At 71.8% G+C, this 13,015-nt stretch carries 10 protein-coding genes; 3 read left to right on the forward strand and 7 right to left on the reverse strand.

Annotation, left to right across the window (positions count from 1 at the left end; genetic code table 11):
- Nucleotides 1-32: 32 nt before the first annotated feature.
- Nucleotides 33-1,424, reverse strand: a complete 1,392-nt coding sequence (locus IF17_RS0116010; protein WP_030566432.1) for an MFS transporter — start codon at nt 1,422-1,424, stop codon at nt 33-35.
- Between the two features lie 332 nt (nt 1,425-1,756).
- Nucleotides 1,757-2,311, reverse strand: a complete 555-nt coding sequence (locus IF17_RS0116015; RefSeq protein ID WP_030566434.1) for a PadR family transcriptional regulator — start codon at nt 2,309-2,311, stop codon at nt 1,757-1,759.
- A 125-nt stretch (nt 2,312-2,436) separates the two neighbouring features.
- On the opposite strand from IF17_RS0116015, the gene IF17_RS0116020 reads away from it, so the two are divergent.
- Nucleotides 2,437-2,862, forward strand: a complete 426-nt coding sequence (locus IF17_RS0116020; RefSeq protein ID WP_030566436.1) for a nuclear transport factor 2 family protein — start codon at nt 2,437-2,439, stop codon at nt 2,860-2,862.
- Nucleotides 2,863-2,886: 24 nt separating this feature from the next.
- Here the strand turns inward: IF17_RS0116020 and IF17_RS0116025 are convergent, their stop codons facing one another.
- Nucleotides 2,887-3,747, reverse strand: a complete 861-nt coding sequence (locus tag IF17_RS0116025; protein WP_030566438.1) for an ABC transporter substrate-binding protein — start codon at nt 3,745-3,747, stop codon at nt 2,887-2,889.
- 225 nt (nt 3,748-3,972) lie between these two features.
- Here IF17_RS0116025 and IF17_RS0116030 point away from each other — a divergent pair, with 225 nt between their 5' ends.
- Entirely contained in the window at nt 3,973-4,842 is an 870-nt protein-coding gene (locus tag IF17_RS0116030) for a M12 family metallo-peptidase (RefSeq protein ID WP_030566440.1), read from the forward strand.
- 88 nt (nt 4,843-4,930) lie between these two features.
- On the forward strand, nt 4,931-5,941 hold the full coding sequence (locus tag IF17_RS0116035) for a zinc-binding dehydrogenase (protein ID WP_030566442.1): 1,011 nt from the start codon (nt 4,931-4,933) through the stop codon (nt 5,939-5,941).
- Here IF17_RS0116035 and IF17_RS0116040 read toward each other — a convergent pair.
- The 4 genes from IF17_RS0116040 to IF17_RS0116055 form a co-directional block, all read right to left on the reverse strand.
- Nucleotides 5,925-6,851 carry a YihY/virulence factor BrkB family protein gene (locus IF17_RS0116040; protein ID WP_030566444.1) on the reverse strand — a complete coding sequence of 309 codons (927 nt, stop codon included), beginning with the start codon at nt 6,849-6,851 and terminating at the stop codon, nt 5,925-5,927. The genes IF17_RS0116035 and IF17_RS0116040 overlap by 17 nt on opposite strands.
- Before the next feature lie 158 nt (nt 6,852-7,009).
- Complete coding sequence (locus IF17_RS0116045; RefSeq protein WP_030566446.1) at nt 7,010-7,327, reverse strand: cupin domain-containing protein; 318 nt, start codon at nt 7,325-7,327, stop codon at nt 7,010-7,012.
- A 172-nt stretch (nt 7,328-7,499) separates the two neighbouring features.
- On the reverse strand, nt 7,500-8,507 hold the full coding sequence (locus IF17_RS0116050; protein WP_030566448.1) for a LacI family DNA-binding transcriptional regulator: 1,008 nt from the start codon (nt 8,505-8,507) through the stop codon (nt 7,500-7,502).
- A gap of 119 nt (nt 8,508-8,626) precedes the next feature.
- Nucleotides 8,627-12,916: a discoidin domain-containing protein gene (locus IF17_RS0116055; protein ID WP_051884017.1), complete on the reverse strand. Its 4,290-nt coding sequence runs from the start codon at nt 12,914-12,916 to the stop codon at nt 8,627-8,629.
- Nucleotides 12,917-13,015 lie beyond the last annotated feature (99 nt).

The raw sequence follows: 13,015 nt of genomic DNA on the forward strand, positions 1-13,015 counted from the left end.
GGAAGCCACCCGGTCCATCGGGCACCGGCCGGTCACCGTTCGGGCGTCGATCGGGCCGGAACGGGCCGCGCGGAGGGCAGGGGCACCTGCGGGCCCGCGGTGGCGCGGCGTACCCAGAGCAGGGCCACGGCCAGTACGGCACCGGCGGCCAGCAGCCAGGGCAGCGGGCCGGGCGGCAGGCTCCCGACGGTCAGTGCGGCAGCGGCGGCCACCAGCTGGAGGGCGAGCGACTGGACGGAGAGGGCGGTGGCGCGGCCCGAGGCATCGACCCGGCGGTGCAGCAGGTCCTTCGTGTTGGGGGCCGCGACCCCGAGCCCCAGGTACACCAGCCCGTACCCGGTGACGGCGTAGGGGCTCAACGAGCCGGCGGTGATGCCCAGCAGGGTGAGCCCGAGCGCGACCACCCCGCTCCCGGCCGGCACCGCGCGCTCGCTGCTGCGGGTCAGCCTGGCGGCGAAGGGCGCGAGTTGGCTGCCGAGGGCGGAGCACAGGAACCCGGCGCAGGCGAGTGAGGCGAAGAGTACGGCTCCGGACTCGGCGGTGCCCATGAGGGCGGCGGCCCGGCCCGGGGTGAGCAGTTCGACGGCGGCGAGCGCTGCCCCGGCGGCGCACGCGGTCAGCAGGACGCGCCGGATGAGGGCGTCCCGGGCGCCGAGCCGGAGCCCAGCGGCGATGGCGGCGGGCACGCCGCCGACGACCCCGCGCAGGGTGGCCGGGGGGCGGGGCGGTTCGGGCAGGGCGCTCAGCACGTAGAGGACGAAGACGATCTCGACGAGCGCGCCGAGGAGGGCGGGCACGGAGAGCGGGATGACGAGGCCGCCGGTCGCGTCGGTCAGCCACTCCCCCACGGCGGGGCCGAGGCCCAGCAGCCAGGGCAGCCCGCCGCCGAGCAGGGTGCCGAGCGCGAGAGCGGCCGACATGGCGGAGCCGCCGCGCGCCAGTCCCGTACGGAGGTCGGCGTCGGGGCCCGCGTGGGCGTGGACGGTGTCGACGTACCAGGCCTCGGCGGGCCCGCTGGACAGAGCGCGGGCGCAGCCCATCAAGGCCATGCCGAGGGTGAGGGCCCAGGCCGCTCCGGCGAGGCCGAAGAGGGTGAAGGCGGTGCAGTTGAGCAGCCCGGCGGTGGCCAGGACGGTGCGTCGGCCGATGACGTCGGAGAGGCCGCCGGTGGGCAGCTCCATCGCGGCGGCGGTGAGGGAGTGCACGGCGAAGAAGCCGGCGATGGCGGCGAGGCCCATGCCCCGGTCGGTGAAGAGGAGCACTCCGGTGGCGATGGATATGCCGATGGGGAGCCAGAAGAGGAAGGAGACCGTGATGAAGCGGCGGCGCGCGGTCAGCGGGTCGAGGCCGCGCCCGGCGGGTAAGGACGGGCACGGTTTCGACGCGCCGTCGCCGGGTTCCGGGGTGACGGCTCTGCCGCTCACGAGGGGTTCTCCTCCGTGTCGGGGGCGGGTTCCGGTGCCGGCGGGAGCCGGCGGTGAACACCACGGCCCGCTCGGCGCGGGGGTCGTCCGCGTCGCGGGCGGCCGGTTCGGCCGTCTTCACCTCGACCGCCTCCCACAGCTCGACCGGCGACTCGGGGGTAAGCCGGGACAACGCGTCGACGATACCGGCCGACTCCTGCCGGACGCTGTCGAGCCGGCCAGTCTCCAGGTCGGCCTCGTGCCGGGCCGGCGAGCACCCGCAGGTGGTCGCTGGTGGAGGCCGAGGACTCGCCCGCCCGCGCGAGCACCCCGGGCTGCCCCGGTCCGTCCCGTCAGGCGGACCGCGCCCGGAGGACCGCGATGACCTCCCGGCACCAGTCATGGTTGGCCCGCTCGAAGTCCCGTCCGCGGCGGCACGTCAGATAGGGCCCGATCCGCTCCCCGTACCGCAGGAACTCCCCCTCCGGCCGCTCGCCGCGCATCCCCTTCAGCAGCGCCTCGAACTGGGCGGCCTTGGCCTCGGAGAATTCCGCCCGTTCGGTGAGCCGGGCGATCAGCTCGGCGGCGTCGAGATGGTCCGCCGCCTGGACCTTGACGAGCAGGTCGTCCCGGATGAACGAGGGCTTGGCGGCGAGGGCCGCGAACCGCTCCAGCTCGGCGAGACCGTCGCCGGTGACCCGGAAGAGCCGCTTGTTGGGCCGGGTGTCCTGCACGACCTCGCGCCCGGCGACCAGGCCCTCCTTCTCCAGCTTGGCGAGCTCGGCGTACAGCTGCTGGGGCAGCGCGTGCCAGAAGTTCGCGACGCCCATGTCGAACGCCTTGGCGAGCTGGTATCCGCTCAGCTCCTCGTCGAGCAGCGCCGCCAGCACGGCGTGACGCAGGGCCATCGGACCGCCTCCCTCTCATGCCCGTCCACCCCTGTCCAGGAGCACGCGGCCATGATAGTCATGAAAGCGACTACTCATATTCATGACTAGTCACTTTCCTGAGCACCAGCCTTCGAGGAGACGCCATGACCACCGCAGTGGACCGCTTCCGCACGGCCGTCGACACCCGCGACCTCAGCGCCCTGGACGATCTGTTCACCGAGGACATCCGGCTCTACAGCCCGGTGAAGTTCACCCCGTTCGAGGGCCGGCCCATGGTGCTGGGACTTTTCGGGGTGCTGCTGCGCACTTTCGAGGACTTCCGGTACGTCGGGGAGTTCGCGGGCACGGCACAGACCAGCGTGGACGGCGCCGAGGCCCCGGCGGCAATCCTGCTCTTCCGGGCGACCGTGAACGGCAAGGAGATCCACGGCATCGACCTGGTCCACCTCGCCGAGGACGGGCGGATCAAGGAGTTCACCGTGATGGTCCGCCCCCAGTCCGCCGTCCACGCGCTCGGCGAGGCGGTCCTCGCCGGGCTCGTGGCCGACGGACTGGTCCCGACGGAGTAGGCGTCCGAGGGGGGTGAGTACCGCCTACCCCTCCAGCGCGTCCGCGACCAGGCCGAGGAAGCGGGCGTGGTCCCGGGGCCCGTACAAGGGCTCCGGGTTCCACGGCACGACGGGCGCCGCACCGTACTCGTCTCCGCGCAGCTCGTCGAGCGGGGCGGCGTGGGCGCGGATGTCGGTGAGGATCACGTCGGGGCGCAGCGCGAAGGTGTCCGCCCGGTCGAGGGTGGACCAGTTGGCGCCGGGGCCCGGGGCCGGCTCCACCAGGTGGACACCGAGGTGGGTGAGGACGCGCAGTTCGGGCCACATCTTGGGGCGGGCGACATGGGCCTGGTCGGGTCCGGCCGGGGAGAGGGCCACCACGCGGGGTCCGTCGGTCCCGCCCGCGGCGGCGATCGTCCGCAGCCGCTCCCGGGCGGCGTCGAGGTCGGCGTCCGCGTCGGCGCGGTCCTCGGCGCCGAGCGAGCGGGCCAGTTCGACGAACCGGTCGCCGATCTCCTCGAACGTCCGGGCCTGGCTGACATCGATGACGACGACCGGGACCCGCTCCTCCAGCGGCTTGGCGGTCTCCGGCGCCAGCCCGTACACATGGCCGTTGCCGTAGCTCACCGCGACCACGAGATCCGGCCGGCCGCTCAGCAGCCGCTCCACGTCCAGCCCGCTGCCCGCACCGACGTACGCGACCTCGTCCAGCGGGAGCGTCCCGGTCTTGGCGCGGTCGGGGTCGGGGCCGTCGTGGTCGGAGCCGAAGATCCCCTGCGGCCGTATGCCGAGGCCCCACAGCGTCGCCCCGGCCTGGACGTAGGCGAGCACCCGCTCGGGCGGCCGGGGTGCCGCCGACAGCTGACCCCGGTCGTCGGAGAACCGCCATTCGCTCTGTTCCGTCACGTCACACACGCCCCTCTGCCACCGACTGCCGTACCGCTTGTGCGAGTTCGTACACGTGTACCTGCCCACCTCTTCACCTCGACACCCCTCGGCCCGGCACCAACCTTCGTACCACCCGGTATCCGGCGCGACAGGCGGCTGAGTTCACTGAGTGTTAGGAAGAAGCACGTTCAGTGACCAGGGCAACCCCCTCCGCCCGCCCCCTCCGGATGGAGCCGATTCCCCATGCGCGCACCTCTCCTGAAAGCGGCTCTGGCCGTCGGTATCGCGGCGTCCCTCTGCGCCGCCCCGCTCCTCACCGATACGTCGGCGAGCGCCCCGGCCACACCGGCGGCGGCTTCGGCGGCGACTTCAGCGGCGGCCTCGGGAGCGATGCGCTGTCCCGTCGTCGACGTCCTGGTGGTCCACACCCCCAAGGCCGCGGAGCGGCTCGGCGGCGAGCACCGGGTTCCGGCGTCGGCCCAGCGGATCGCGACCCGGATGAACCGCTCGCTGGCCGCGGACGGACTCTGCGGGATCATCCGGGTCGTCCACCCGTACACGGCGAAGGACTACGACGGCTCGGAGGAGTTCCGCGCCGCGTACGCCGTACTGAAGGACCACACCTCCGGGCTCGGGCGCCAGGTGCACGAGCAGCGGGAGCGGTACGGCGCCGATCTGGTGACGCTCGTCGTGGAGCGGACCGAGCGCGGCGGCGGCACGGCGGACTACACGCCCGCCCTCGACAGCTCCACCCATGAGTACGCGTACGCGGTCGTCGAGGTCGACGGGATCGGGCTGGACTCGGCGAGCCACGAGATCGGCCACAACCTGGGCCTGGCCCACGACCGTACGACGCTGGCGACGGACGCCGGCGGGTCGATGAGCGTGAGCCGCACCCGCCCGTACAACACCGGCTGGATCACCGAGGACGGGCGGCACTACACGCTCATGGCGTACCGCGCCTCGTGCGGCACCCACTGCAAGCGCATCAGCCGGTTCTCCAGCGCCGAGGGTCTCTGGAAGGGGCACCGGCTCGGCGACGCCTCGAACGACAGTGTGCGGGTGCTGCGCGAGACGATGCCGATCGTGGCCGGATACCGTTCGAAGGCCTGACCGGCCGGGTCCCGTGGCCCGTGACCGGTTCGAACCGTCACGCCGTCACGCCGTCACCCCGTCACCCCGTCACGACAAGGACCCGACCATGGACCGCATGCGCGCCGTGCGCCTGCACCTGCCCACCCGCACGCTCTCCGTCGAGGAGGTGGCGAAGCCGGTGCCGGGTCCTGGCGAGGTGCTGGTGAAGGTGGCGGCTGCCGGGGTCTGTCTCTCCGATGTGCATCTCATCGACGGCACGCTCACGCCTCTGTATCTGGAAGCAGAATCGGTCACTCTGGGCCATGAGGTGGCCGGGACGGTCGAGGAACTGGGACCGGGGGTCGCCGGCTGGAGCCTCGGGCAGCGGGTGGTCCTCCAGGCGGGCGAGCGGCGCGGAGGCCGGACCCACACGCGAGGCGTCGACTACGACGGCGGCTGGGCCGAGTACGTCCTCGCCTCCGCCGCCACCCTGGTCGCCCTGCCCCTCACCCTCCCCCTCGACCAGGCGTCGATCATCCCGGACGCGGTCTCCACCCCCTGGGCGGCGGTCACCGTCACCGGTGACGTGCGCCCGGCGCAGGCCGTCGGGGTGTGGGGCGCGGGCGGGCTCGGGGCGCACGCCGTGCAGCTGCTGCGGGCGGTGGGCGCGTACCCGGTGATCGCGGTGGACCCGGCCCCCGCCGCCCGCGACCGGGCCCTGCACTTCGGGGCCGATCTGGCGCTGGACCCCGGCGACCCGCTGCTGCGCGAGCAGGTGCTCGGGGCGGCGGGCGGCGCCGGCCTGGAGGCGGCCTTCGACTTCGCGGGCGCTCCGGCCGTCCGGGAGCAGGCGTTGAGCGTGCTGGCGCCGAAGGGGCGTCTGGTGCTGGTGGGGCTGAGCGACCAGCCGCTGACGGTCGCCCACTCCACCCGGTTCAGCTACCTCCAGCACCGAATCCTCGGGCACTACGGCTCCGAGGAGCACCATGTGGCGCAGCTCGTCCGGCTCGCGGAGGGCGGGCGGCTGGACTTCTCCCGGTCGATCACCGGCGTACTGCCGCTGGAGGAGGCGGCGACGGCGGTGCGGCGGATGGAGACCAAGGAGGGCGACCCGGTCCGCCTCATCCTGCGGCCGTAGCGGGCGCCTCCTCCCGCTCGATCACCGGCTGCGGGCGGTCCAGCTCCACGTTGAACTGGGCGCCCGCGAGCAGGGAGAGGTTGGCGAACCAGACCCAGATCAGGAAGACCACCAGGCCAGCGAGGGAGCCGTAGAGCCTGCTGTAGCTGCCGACCTGGGTCGCGTACAGGGCGAAGAGAGCGGACGCGGTGAGCCAGAGGAAGGCGGCCAGCATGCCGCCGGGCAGGCCCCGGCGGACGCCGCGCGCGGAGCGGGGGCCGGTGCTGAAGAGGACCATGATCAGGCAGGCGACGAGGCAGAGCAGCACCGGCCACTTCAGGACCACCCACAGGCTCTCGCCCTCGTGGGGCAGGCCGACGCGGCGGCCGAGCCAGCGGGCCAGGGGGCCGGTGAGGACGAGGGCGAAGGCGCTGGTCATCAGGAGGACGAGCAGACCGATCGCCGAGACGACGATGATGTGCGCCTGCCGCAGGGGCGGGCGGTTGTCCCGGACGCCGTGCATGGCGTGCATGGCGCGGCGGAAGACCGCGAGGTAGCTGCACGCGGACCACACGGCGCTGACGGATCCGGTCGCGACGAGCAGCCAGACGGCGGAGCGCTTCTCGGTGGCGGCCTCCAGCGGCCGGCGCAGGGCCTCCCCGGACTCGGCGGGGGCGAAGGCGGTGATGTCGGCGATGAGGGCGGTGGTCGCGTCGGGGTTGGCGAGGCCGATCACGGAGACGGTGACGAGGAGGGCCGGGAGCAGCGCGAGGATGGCGTAGTAGGTGAGCGCGGCGGCCCAGTCGGTGATGTCGTCGTTCCACAGCGAGAGGGGGGTGCGGCGCAGGGCGGTCAGCCAGTGGCGCGGCGTGCGGGGGCGCCCGGCGGCGGGGGCGGTGCGTTCCGCGGCTGCGGCGGTCTGGGTGGTCAAGCTGGTTCTCCGGGGACGTGGTCGTACGCGGCGGGCGGGGTGCTCGTCCGACGGACGCCCCGGCTTCCCTCGATCCTCTCCTGCCACGTCCCGGCCCGGACACACCGGTCCGGGCGTTACGGCCTTCCCGGATGCCCCGTGAGTCCGTCGACGGCGGGTCAGTCGTTGACGGCGGTGAGCAGGACCACCGCGTCCTGGAGTGCCAGCAGCCCGTGCCGTTCCTGTGGGATCGGGTGGAGCGTGCCGGCCGGGAGCTCGGCGTCGCCGGAGCCGGCGGTGAGGCGAACGGTGCCGCGCAGCACCAGGAGGGAGGCGGCGGGCGGGGCGTTGTGTTCGTCGAGCGCCGAGCCGGAGGTGAGGGCGATCACCGTCTGGCGCAGGGGCGGTTCCTGGATGAGGAGATGCGCGCTGCGGCCGTGTGCGGACGCGCGGGCGGCGGTCAGGTGCTCCTCGGCGAGTGCGTTGAGGTCGTCCATGCCGACCACTCTGCCGCAGCGCCTGCCGCCCCGCGATCGTGCCGGACACGGGGTGGCCGGGCAGATCGCGGAGCCTGGAGCACGGTCGGCGGATGAACGCAGAATTTCCTGTGCGTTACGCAATTGGGCGACAGCTGTACGCACAAGTCGTCGGCCACGGGGGCACCGCGCCTCAGCGGGGCGCTTTCGCGGTCGAGCCGCGTACCACCAGCTCCGGCTCGAACAGCAGCTCCCCGGGCGGCACCGCGCCGCCCTGGATGCCCGCGCAGAGCAGTTCGACGGCGGCCCGGCCCATGGCCTCGATGGGCTGGCGGATCGTGGTGAGCGGAGGTTCGGTGCAGCTCATGAAGGCCGAGTCGTCGAAGCCCACGACCGAGACGTCCGACGGCACCCCGAGGCCGCGCCTGCGGGCCGCCCGGACCGCGCCCAGCGCCAGCGGGTCGCTGGCGCAGATGATGCCGGTGACCCCTCGCTCCAGCAGCCGGGATGCGGCGGCCTGGCCGCCCTCCAGGGAGAACATCGAGCGCTCGATGTCCTCCTCCGCCAGCTGCCCTCCGGTGGCCTCGGCGACCGAACGGGCCGCCGCCAGCTTGCGGCGGGAGGGCACATGGTCGGACGGGCCGATCACCACGCCGATGCGCTCGTGGCCGAGGGAGGCCAGGTGGCGCCAGGCGCGCTCGATGGCGACGGCGTCGTCGCAGGAGACGCAGGGGAAGTCGAGGCCTTCTATGGGGGCGTTGATCAGCACGACGGGGATGCGCCGCTCGGCGAGCCGGTGGTAGTGCTCGTGCGCCTCGTCCGCCTGCGCGAAGAGGCCGCCGGCGAAGACCACTCCGGAGACCTGCTGCTGGAGCAGGAGGTCCACGTAGTCCGCCTCCGAGACGCCGCCCTTGGTCTGGGTGCAGAGGACCGGGGTGAGCCCCTGCTGGGCCAGGGCGCCGCCGATGACCTCGGCGAAGGCCGGGAAGATCGGGTTCTGCAGTTCGGGCAGGACGAGGCCGACCAGCCGGGCCCGCTCCCCCCGCAGCTGGGTGGGCCGCTCGTAGCCGAGGACGTCCAGCGCGGTGAGCACGGACTGCCGGGTGGTGCGGGACACCCCGGGCTTGCCGTTGAGCACCCGGCTCACCGTGGCCTCGCTGACCCCAACCTTCTTGGCAACCTGAGCAAGTCGTCGCGTCATGACCGCAAGGCTAACGTAAGCACTGCAAGTCTCAGACTTCTCGATGCAAGGAATGTACGCGGAAGGGGCGCCTCCCAGCCAACGGGTGACGCCCCTTCGTTCGGCCTGCCGGCTCCTCGCTACGGGTTGATGTTGATCTTGAAGGTGGAGGTGGTGTTCCTGATGTCCTGGGCGTTGTTGCTGAGCTTCAGCCTGTTGAAGGTGACCTCACCGACCGCGGGGCCCTGGCCCGCCTCCGGCATCTCGTTCGCCCAGAGCCCGAAGCCGGACTTGGCGTCGAAGGCGTCACCGCTCTTGCGCGCACCGGAGATCGAGACATCGGTGAGCACGGTGTCCTTGATCGGGAACTGCGGCTGTCCGCCGACGTAGTTCGTCTGGAACATGATGCCGCTGTACGTCGGCTCGACGATGTCCACGTTGGAGATCCGGATGCCCTGGAACACCTTGGAGGCGGAGAAGAGCCAGATCCCGGGGAAGGTCTGCGATCCCCAGAAGTGGCCGCCGGACCGGACGATCGAGACGTTCTCGATCTTCGTCGGCTGGGTCCCGAAGCCGTTCATCGGGTAGCCGAAGTCCAGCGAGCTGACCGTGATCCCCGAGTAGACCAGGGTGTCGGCGATGTGGATGTTGCGGAAGGTGTTGTCGTAGCCGCCGTAGACGGCCACGCCCGCCGCGCGCCAGGTGAGGATCGAGGTCAGGTTCTCGTAGACGTTGTTCTTCATGTCCGCTCCCCCGGCGTCGATCGCCGAGAAGAGCGCGAAGCTGTCGTCACCGGTGGCGCGGGCCTCGTTGTTGGTGACGAGGTTGTCGGTGGACCCGTTGGTCATGTTGATGCCGTCGGCGAACATGTTGCGGATCCGGGAGTTCTTGATGGTGATGTTGTCGGTGTTGGCGCCCCAGTAGAGGCACACCATGTGCTCGTTCCAGATGTTGTCGATGACGATGTCCGACACGTTGGAGAAGTCGAACACCTTGCCCGGCCCGTCGATGCGGGAGGTGTAGTTGCCGAAGTAGGCGAAGTTGGCGAACGAGGACCCCTTGGCACTGGCCTCGGCCCGGAAGCCGATGTCGGTGTTGTCCTGGGTGGCGGGGGCGTTGAACCGGGTGTACCAGGGCCCGGCGCCGACCACCTTGACGGCCTTGCCGTACACCTGGAACTTGCTCGCGGTGCTGTACTCGCCCGGCGGGAGATAGACGCCGACCAGCGTGCCGGTGGTGTCCATGCGGACCTTGTCCAGGGCGTTCTGGACGTCCTGGTGGGTGAATCCGGCCGGCACGGTGTACGTGGCCGGGTTCGGGTTGGCGACCGGGGCGACCTGCTCCAGGCTGACGAAGTCGATCGCGTACCGGGAGGAGTTGGCGGCGTCCTTCTGGAGCCGGATCTTGGACCCGGCCGGGACGGTCTTCCCCAGCATGACGTTGGCCTCGTCATAGATGTGGCGGGGCGCTCCGGCGCCCGGGGAGTTGCCGGGCGCGGCCTCGTTCCCGTACAGCCAGGCGTACTTGGAGGTGAGGTCGATCGCCTTGAGGAAGGTGCCGTCGACGTAGACGTTCAGCGTGGAGTCGATGCCCCCGCCGCCCGCGGAGTCCGGGATGGAGAACCGGGTGACCAGGGTGTTGGTGGCCGCCCGGGTGGTGAACTCCACGTAGTTGCCGTTGTTGTTGAGGGTGACGGCCTTGCGTCCCGAGGCCTCGCCCGCGATGTCGCCGACGGTCCTGTTGGGGCCGACGACCTGGGCGCCGCCGCCCGTGGTGCCGTCCTCCGCCTCGTACATGTCGTACGGCATGTTGGCGCCGCGTCCGACGAAGAGGGACTCGGTGGAGGTGTTGTTCTCGCGCTTGACCGGGAGCTCGTTGGCGTCGGCCGCGAGGACCGTGCGCAGGGTGTACGAGCCGTTGGCGGCGGGCCAGGTGCCGAGGGTGACGGGTGCCGTGGTGGCGCCGGCCGCGATGGCCCCGTTGTGCGCTCCGGTGAAGGTCTTCACCGTGGCGCCCTGGGAGTTGAGCAGCGTGAGCGTGATGCCGTGGCTGCCGGCGGCGGAGGCGATGGTGCCCTGGTTCTTGATGGCGACGGAGAAGGTGACGGTGTTGCCCGCCGCCGGGGCGGAGGGCGAGGTGGTGACCGCCGTGGCGACCAGGTCGGAGCTGGAGACCGGCTGCACGACCAGCGGGGAGGCGGCCGTGTAGGTGTTGTTGGTCTCGTTCTGCTCGATGACCTTGTTGTCCGGGTCGGCGACCGCGCTCAGGACGTAACTGCCCGCGCCCCGGGCACCGATGGATGCGCTGACCTGCGTGGAGGCGCCGGCGGGCAGAGCGCCGACGTTGCCGGTGGCGGCCTTGGAGCCGCCGAGCCGGAACTCGACCTCGCCGGCCGGGGCGGCGAGCGCGCCCGTGTTGCGGACGGTGGCGGTCAGGGTGATGGTGTCGGACTCCACCGGGGTGGCGGGCGACGCGGTGATGCCGGTGACCTGGAGGTCGGGGTTGGCCGCCGGGGCGCCCAGCACCTGGAACTCGGCGACCTGGCCGGCGCCGGAGCCGCTGTTGGCGGTGAACTTCAGCTGGACATCGGCGACGCGGGCGGAGACCGGGATGGTCACCGTGTTGCCGCTCGCCGGGCTGAAGGCGTAATCCTTCGCGGCGACCAGGGAGTTGAGGGACGAGGAGCTCTGCTCGCGGCCCAGGACCTCGATCCGCTGGGTGCGCGGGCCCCAGCTGCTGTCCGGGTTGAGCTTGACGACGACGCTCTGGGTGTCGGCGTTGGAGCCGAGCTGGACGGTGAGGGTGTTGGGGTAACTGCCGCCCGCGCCCTCCCAGTAGGTGGCGGTGCTGTTGTCGTTGGCGTTGGCGGCGACGAAGGTGTGCACCACCGAGGAGGCCGTGATCGGCTTGTTGACCGCGAGGTTGGAGGCGGCGCCCGTGGAGCCGTTGCGGGTCACGGTGTTGCTGTTGACGGAGGCGTTGCCCGCCGCGTCCTTGGCCCGGACGACGTAACTGACCGTGGTGGTGGCCGGCTGGGTGTCGGTGTACGTCAGGACGTTGCCCGCGACGGAGCCGCGCAGCACGTTGTTGGCGTAGATGTCGTAGCCGGTGACGCCCTTGTTGTCGGTGGAGGCCTGCCAGGTGAGCCGGATCTGGCCGGTGGACGGTTCGGTGAACGCCAGCGCGCCGGGGGCGGTGGGGGCCTGGGTGTCGCCCGTGTCGCCGGTGCGGGTGACGGTGTTGCTGTTGGGCGATACGTTGCCCGCCGCGTCCTTGGCGCGCACGTAGTAGGAGACGGTCTGCCCGGCCGGGCGGGTGTCGGTGTACGTGGTGACGTTGCCCGCGACGGAGGCCAGCAGGGTGTTGTTCGCGTAGACGTCGTAGCCGGTGACGCCGGTGTTGTCCGTGGATGCCTTCCAGGTCAGCCGGATCTGGCCGGTGGCGGGCTCGGTGAACGCCAGGTCGGCCGGTGCGGTCGGGGCCTGGGTGTCGCCGGTCGCGGGGCCGTAGACCTCCAGCTCGGCCAACTGGGCCGATGGGCTGCCGGAGTTGGCGGTGACCAGGACGCGGACGTACCGGGTGGTCGTGGGATCGAAGGAGATCGTCGCCGACTGCCCGCCCGCCGCGTCGAAGCGGTAGTCCTTGGAGGCGGTGAGGTCGGTGAACTCCGTGCCGTTGGCGGAGGCCTGGAGCTTCAGCGTCTGGCTGCGCGCCGCCCAGCCGTCGGGGAGGCGCAGGACGACCCTGTCCACCCGGACCGAAGAGCCGAGGTCGGCCTCGATCCACTGCGGGAGGTCGTTCTCGCGGCTCGCCCAGTAGCTGGCCCGGTTGCCGTCGTTGGCGTTGGCGGCGACGTAACTTCCGTTGCTGCTGCTGGCCTTGAGGGTCTTCCCGGCGGCGAGGTTGCCCGATGAGTCGGCTGCCGCCCTCACCTCCAGCTCGGAGAGCTGGGCGGCCTGCCAGCCGGTGTTGGCGGTGATGTGCACCCGGACGAAGCGGGTCAGGGTGGCCGGGAAGGTCACCTTCACCACGTTGGCGGAGCCCGGGCTGAAGGAGTAGGCCGCCGAGCTCTTCAGCGTCGCGAAGCTGGTGCCGTCCGCGCTGCCCTGGAGGGAGAGGGTCTGCGTGCGGCTCTCCCAGGACGGCGGGAGCCTCAGCGTCACCTCGTCGACCCGGGCGGCCGAGCCGAGGTCGGTCTGCACCCACTGGGGCAGATTGCCGCCCGCGCTCTCCCAGTACGTCGACGCGTTGCCGTCGGTGGTGTTGGGGGCGGGGTACTCGGCATGGGCGCTGCTCGCGGCCGCGGCCCGGCCCGCGGCGAGGTTGGGGCCGTCGGCCGCCGAAGCGGTGAGCGACGGCCAGCCGATCATCAGAAGACTGGTCGTGACCAAGGCGGATATCGCCCGCCATCTCCAGCGTTGGGCTCTCATAGCTCCCCGATCTTCGGCCTCGGCGCACGGCGCGACGAGGGCGCGGCTCTGGATCCGTAGTCAGGAAACACGCGATTCTGCACGCACTACGGCTCGGTT

The sequence above is a fragment of the Streptomyces cyaneofuscatus genome (genome assembly GCF_000718135.1).
GTDB lineage: Bacteria > Actinomycetota > Actinomycetes > Streptomycetales > Streptomycetaceae > Streptomyces > Streptomyces cyaneofuscatus.

Excerpts from the sequence above, each read along its gene's own strand:
- IF17_RS0116015 (WP_030566434.1), bottom strand. The coding sequence starts at position 2,311 with ATGGCCCTGCGTCACGCCGTGCTGGCGGCGCTGCTCGACGAGGAGCTG.
- IF17_RS0116020 (WP_030566436.1), top strand. The coding sequence starts at position 2,437 with ATGACCACCGCAGTGGACCGCTTCCGCACGGCCGTCGACACCCGCGAC.
- IF17_RS0116030 (WP_030566440.1), top strand. The coding sequence starts at position 3,973 with ATGCGCGCACCTCTCCTGAAAGCGGCTCTGGCCGTCGGTATCGCGGCG.
- IF17_RS0116035 (WP_030566442.1), top strand. The coding sequence starts at position 4,931 with ATGGACCGCATGCGCGCCGTGCGCCTGCACCTGCCCACCCGCACGCTC.
- IF17_RS0116045 (WP_030566446.1), bottom strand. The coding sequence starts at position 7,327 with ATGGACGACCTCAACGCACTCGCCGAGGAGCACCTGACCGCCGCCCGC.
- IF17_RS0116050 (WP_030566448.1), bottom strand. The coding sequence starts at position 8,507 with ATGACGCGACGACTTGCTCAGGTTGCCAAGAAGGTTGGGGTCAGCGAG.
- IF17_RS0116055 (WP_051884017.1), bottom strand. The coding sequence starts at position 12,916 with ATGAGAGCCCAACGCTGGAGATGGCGGGCGATATCCGCCTTGGTCACG.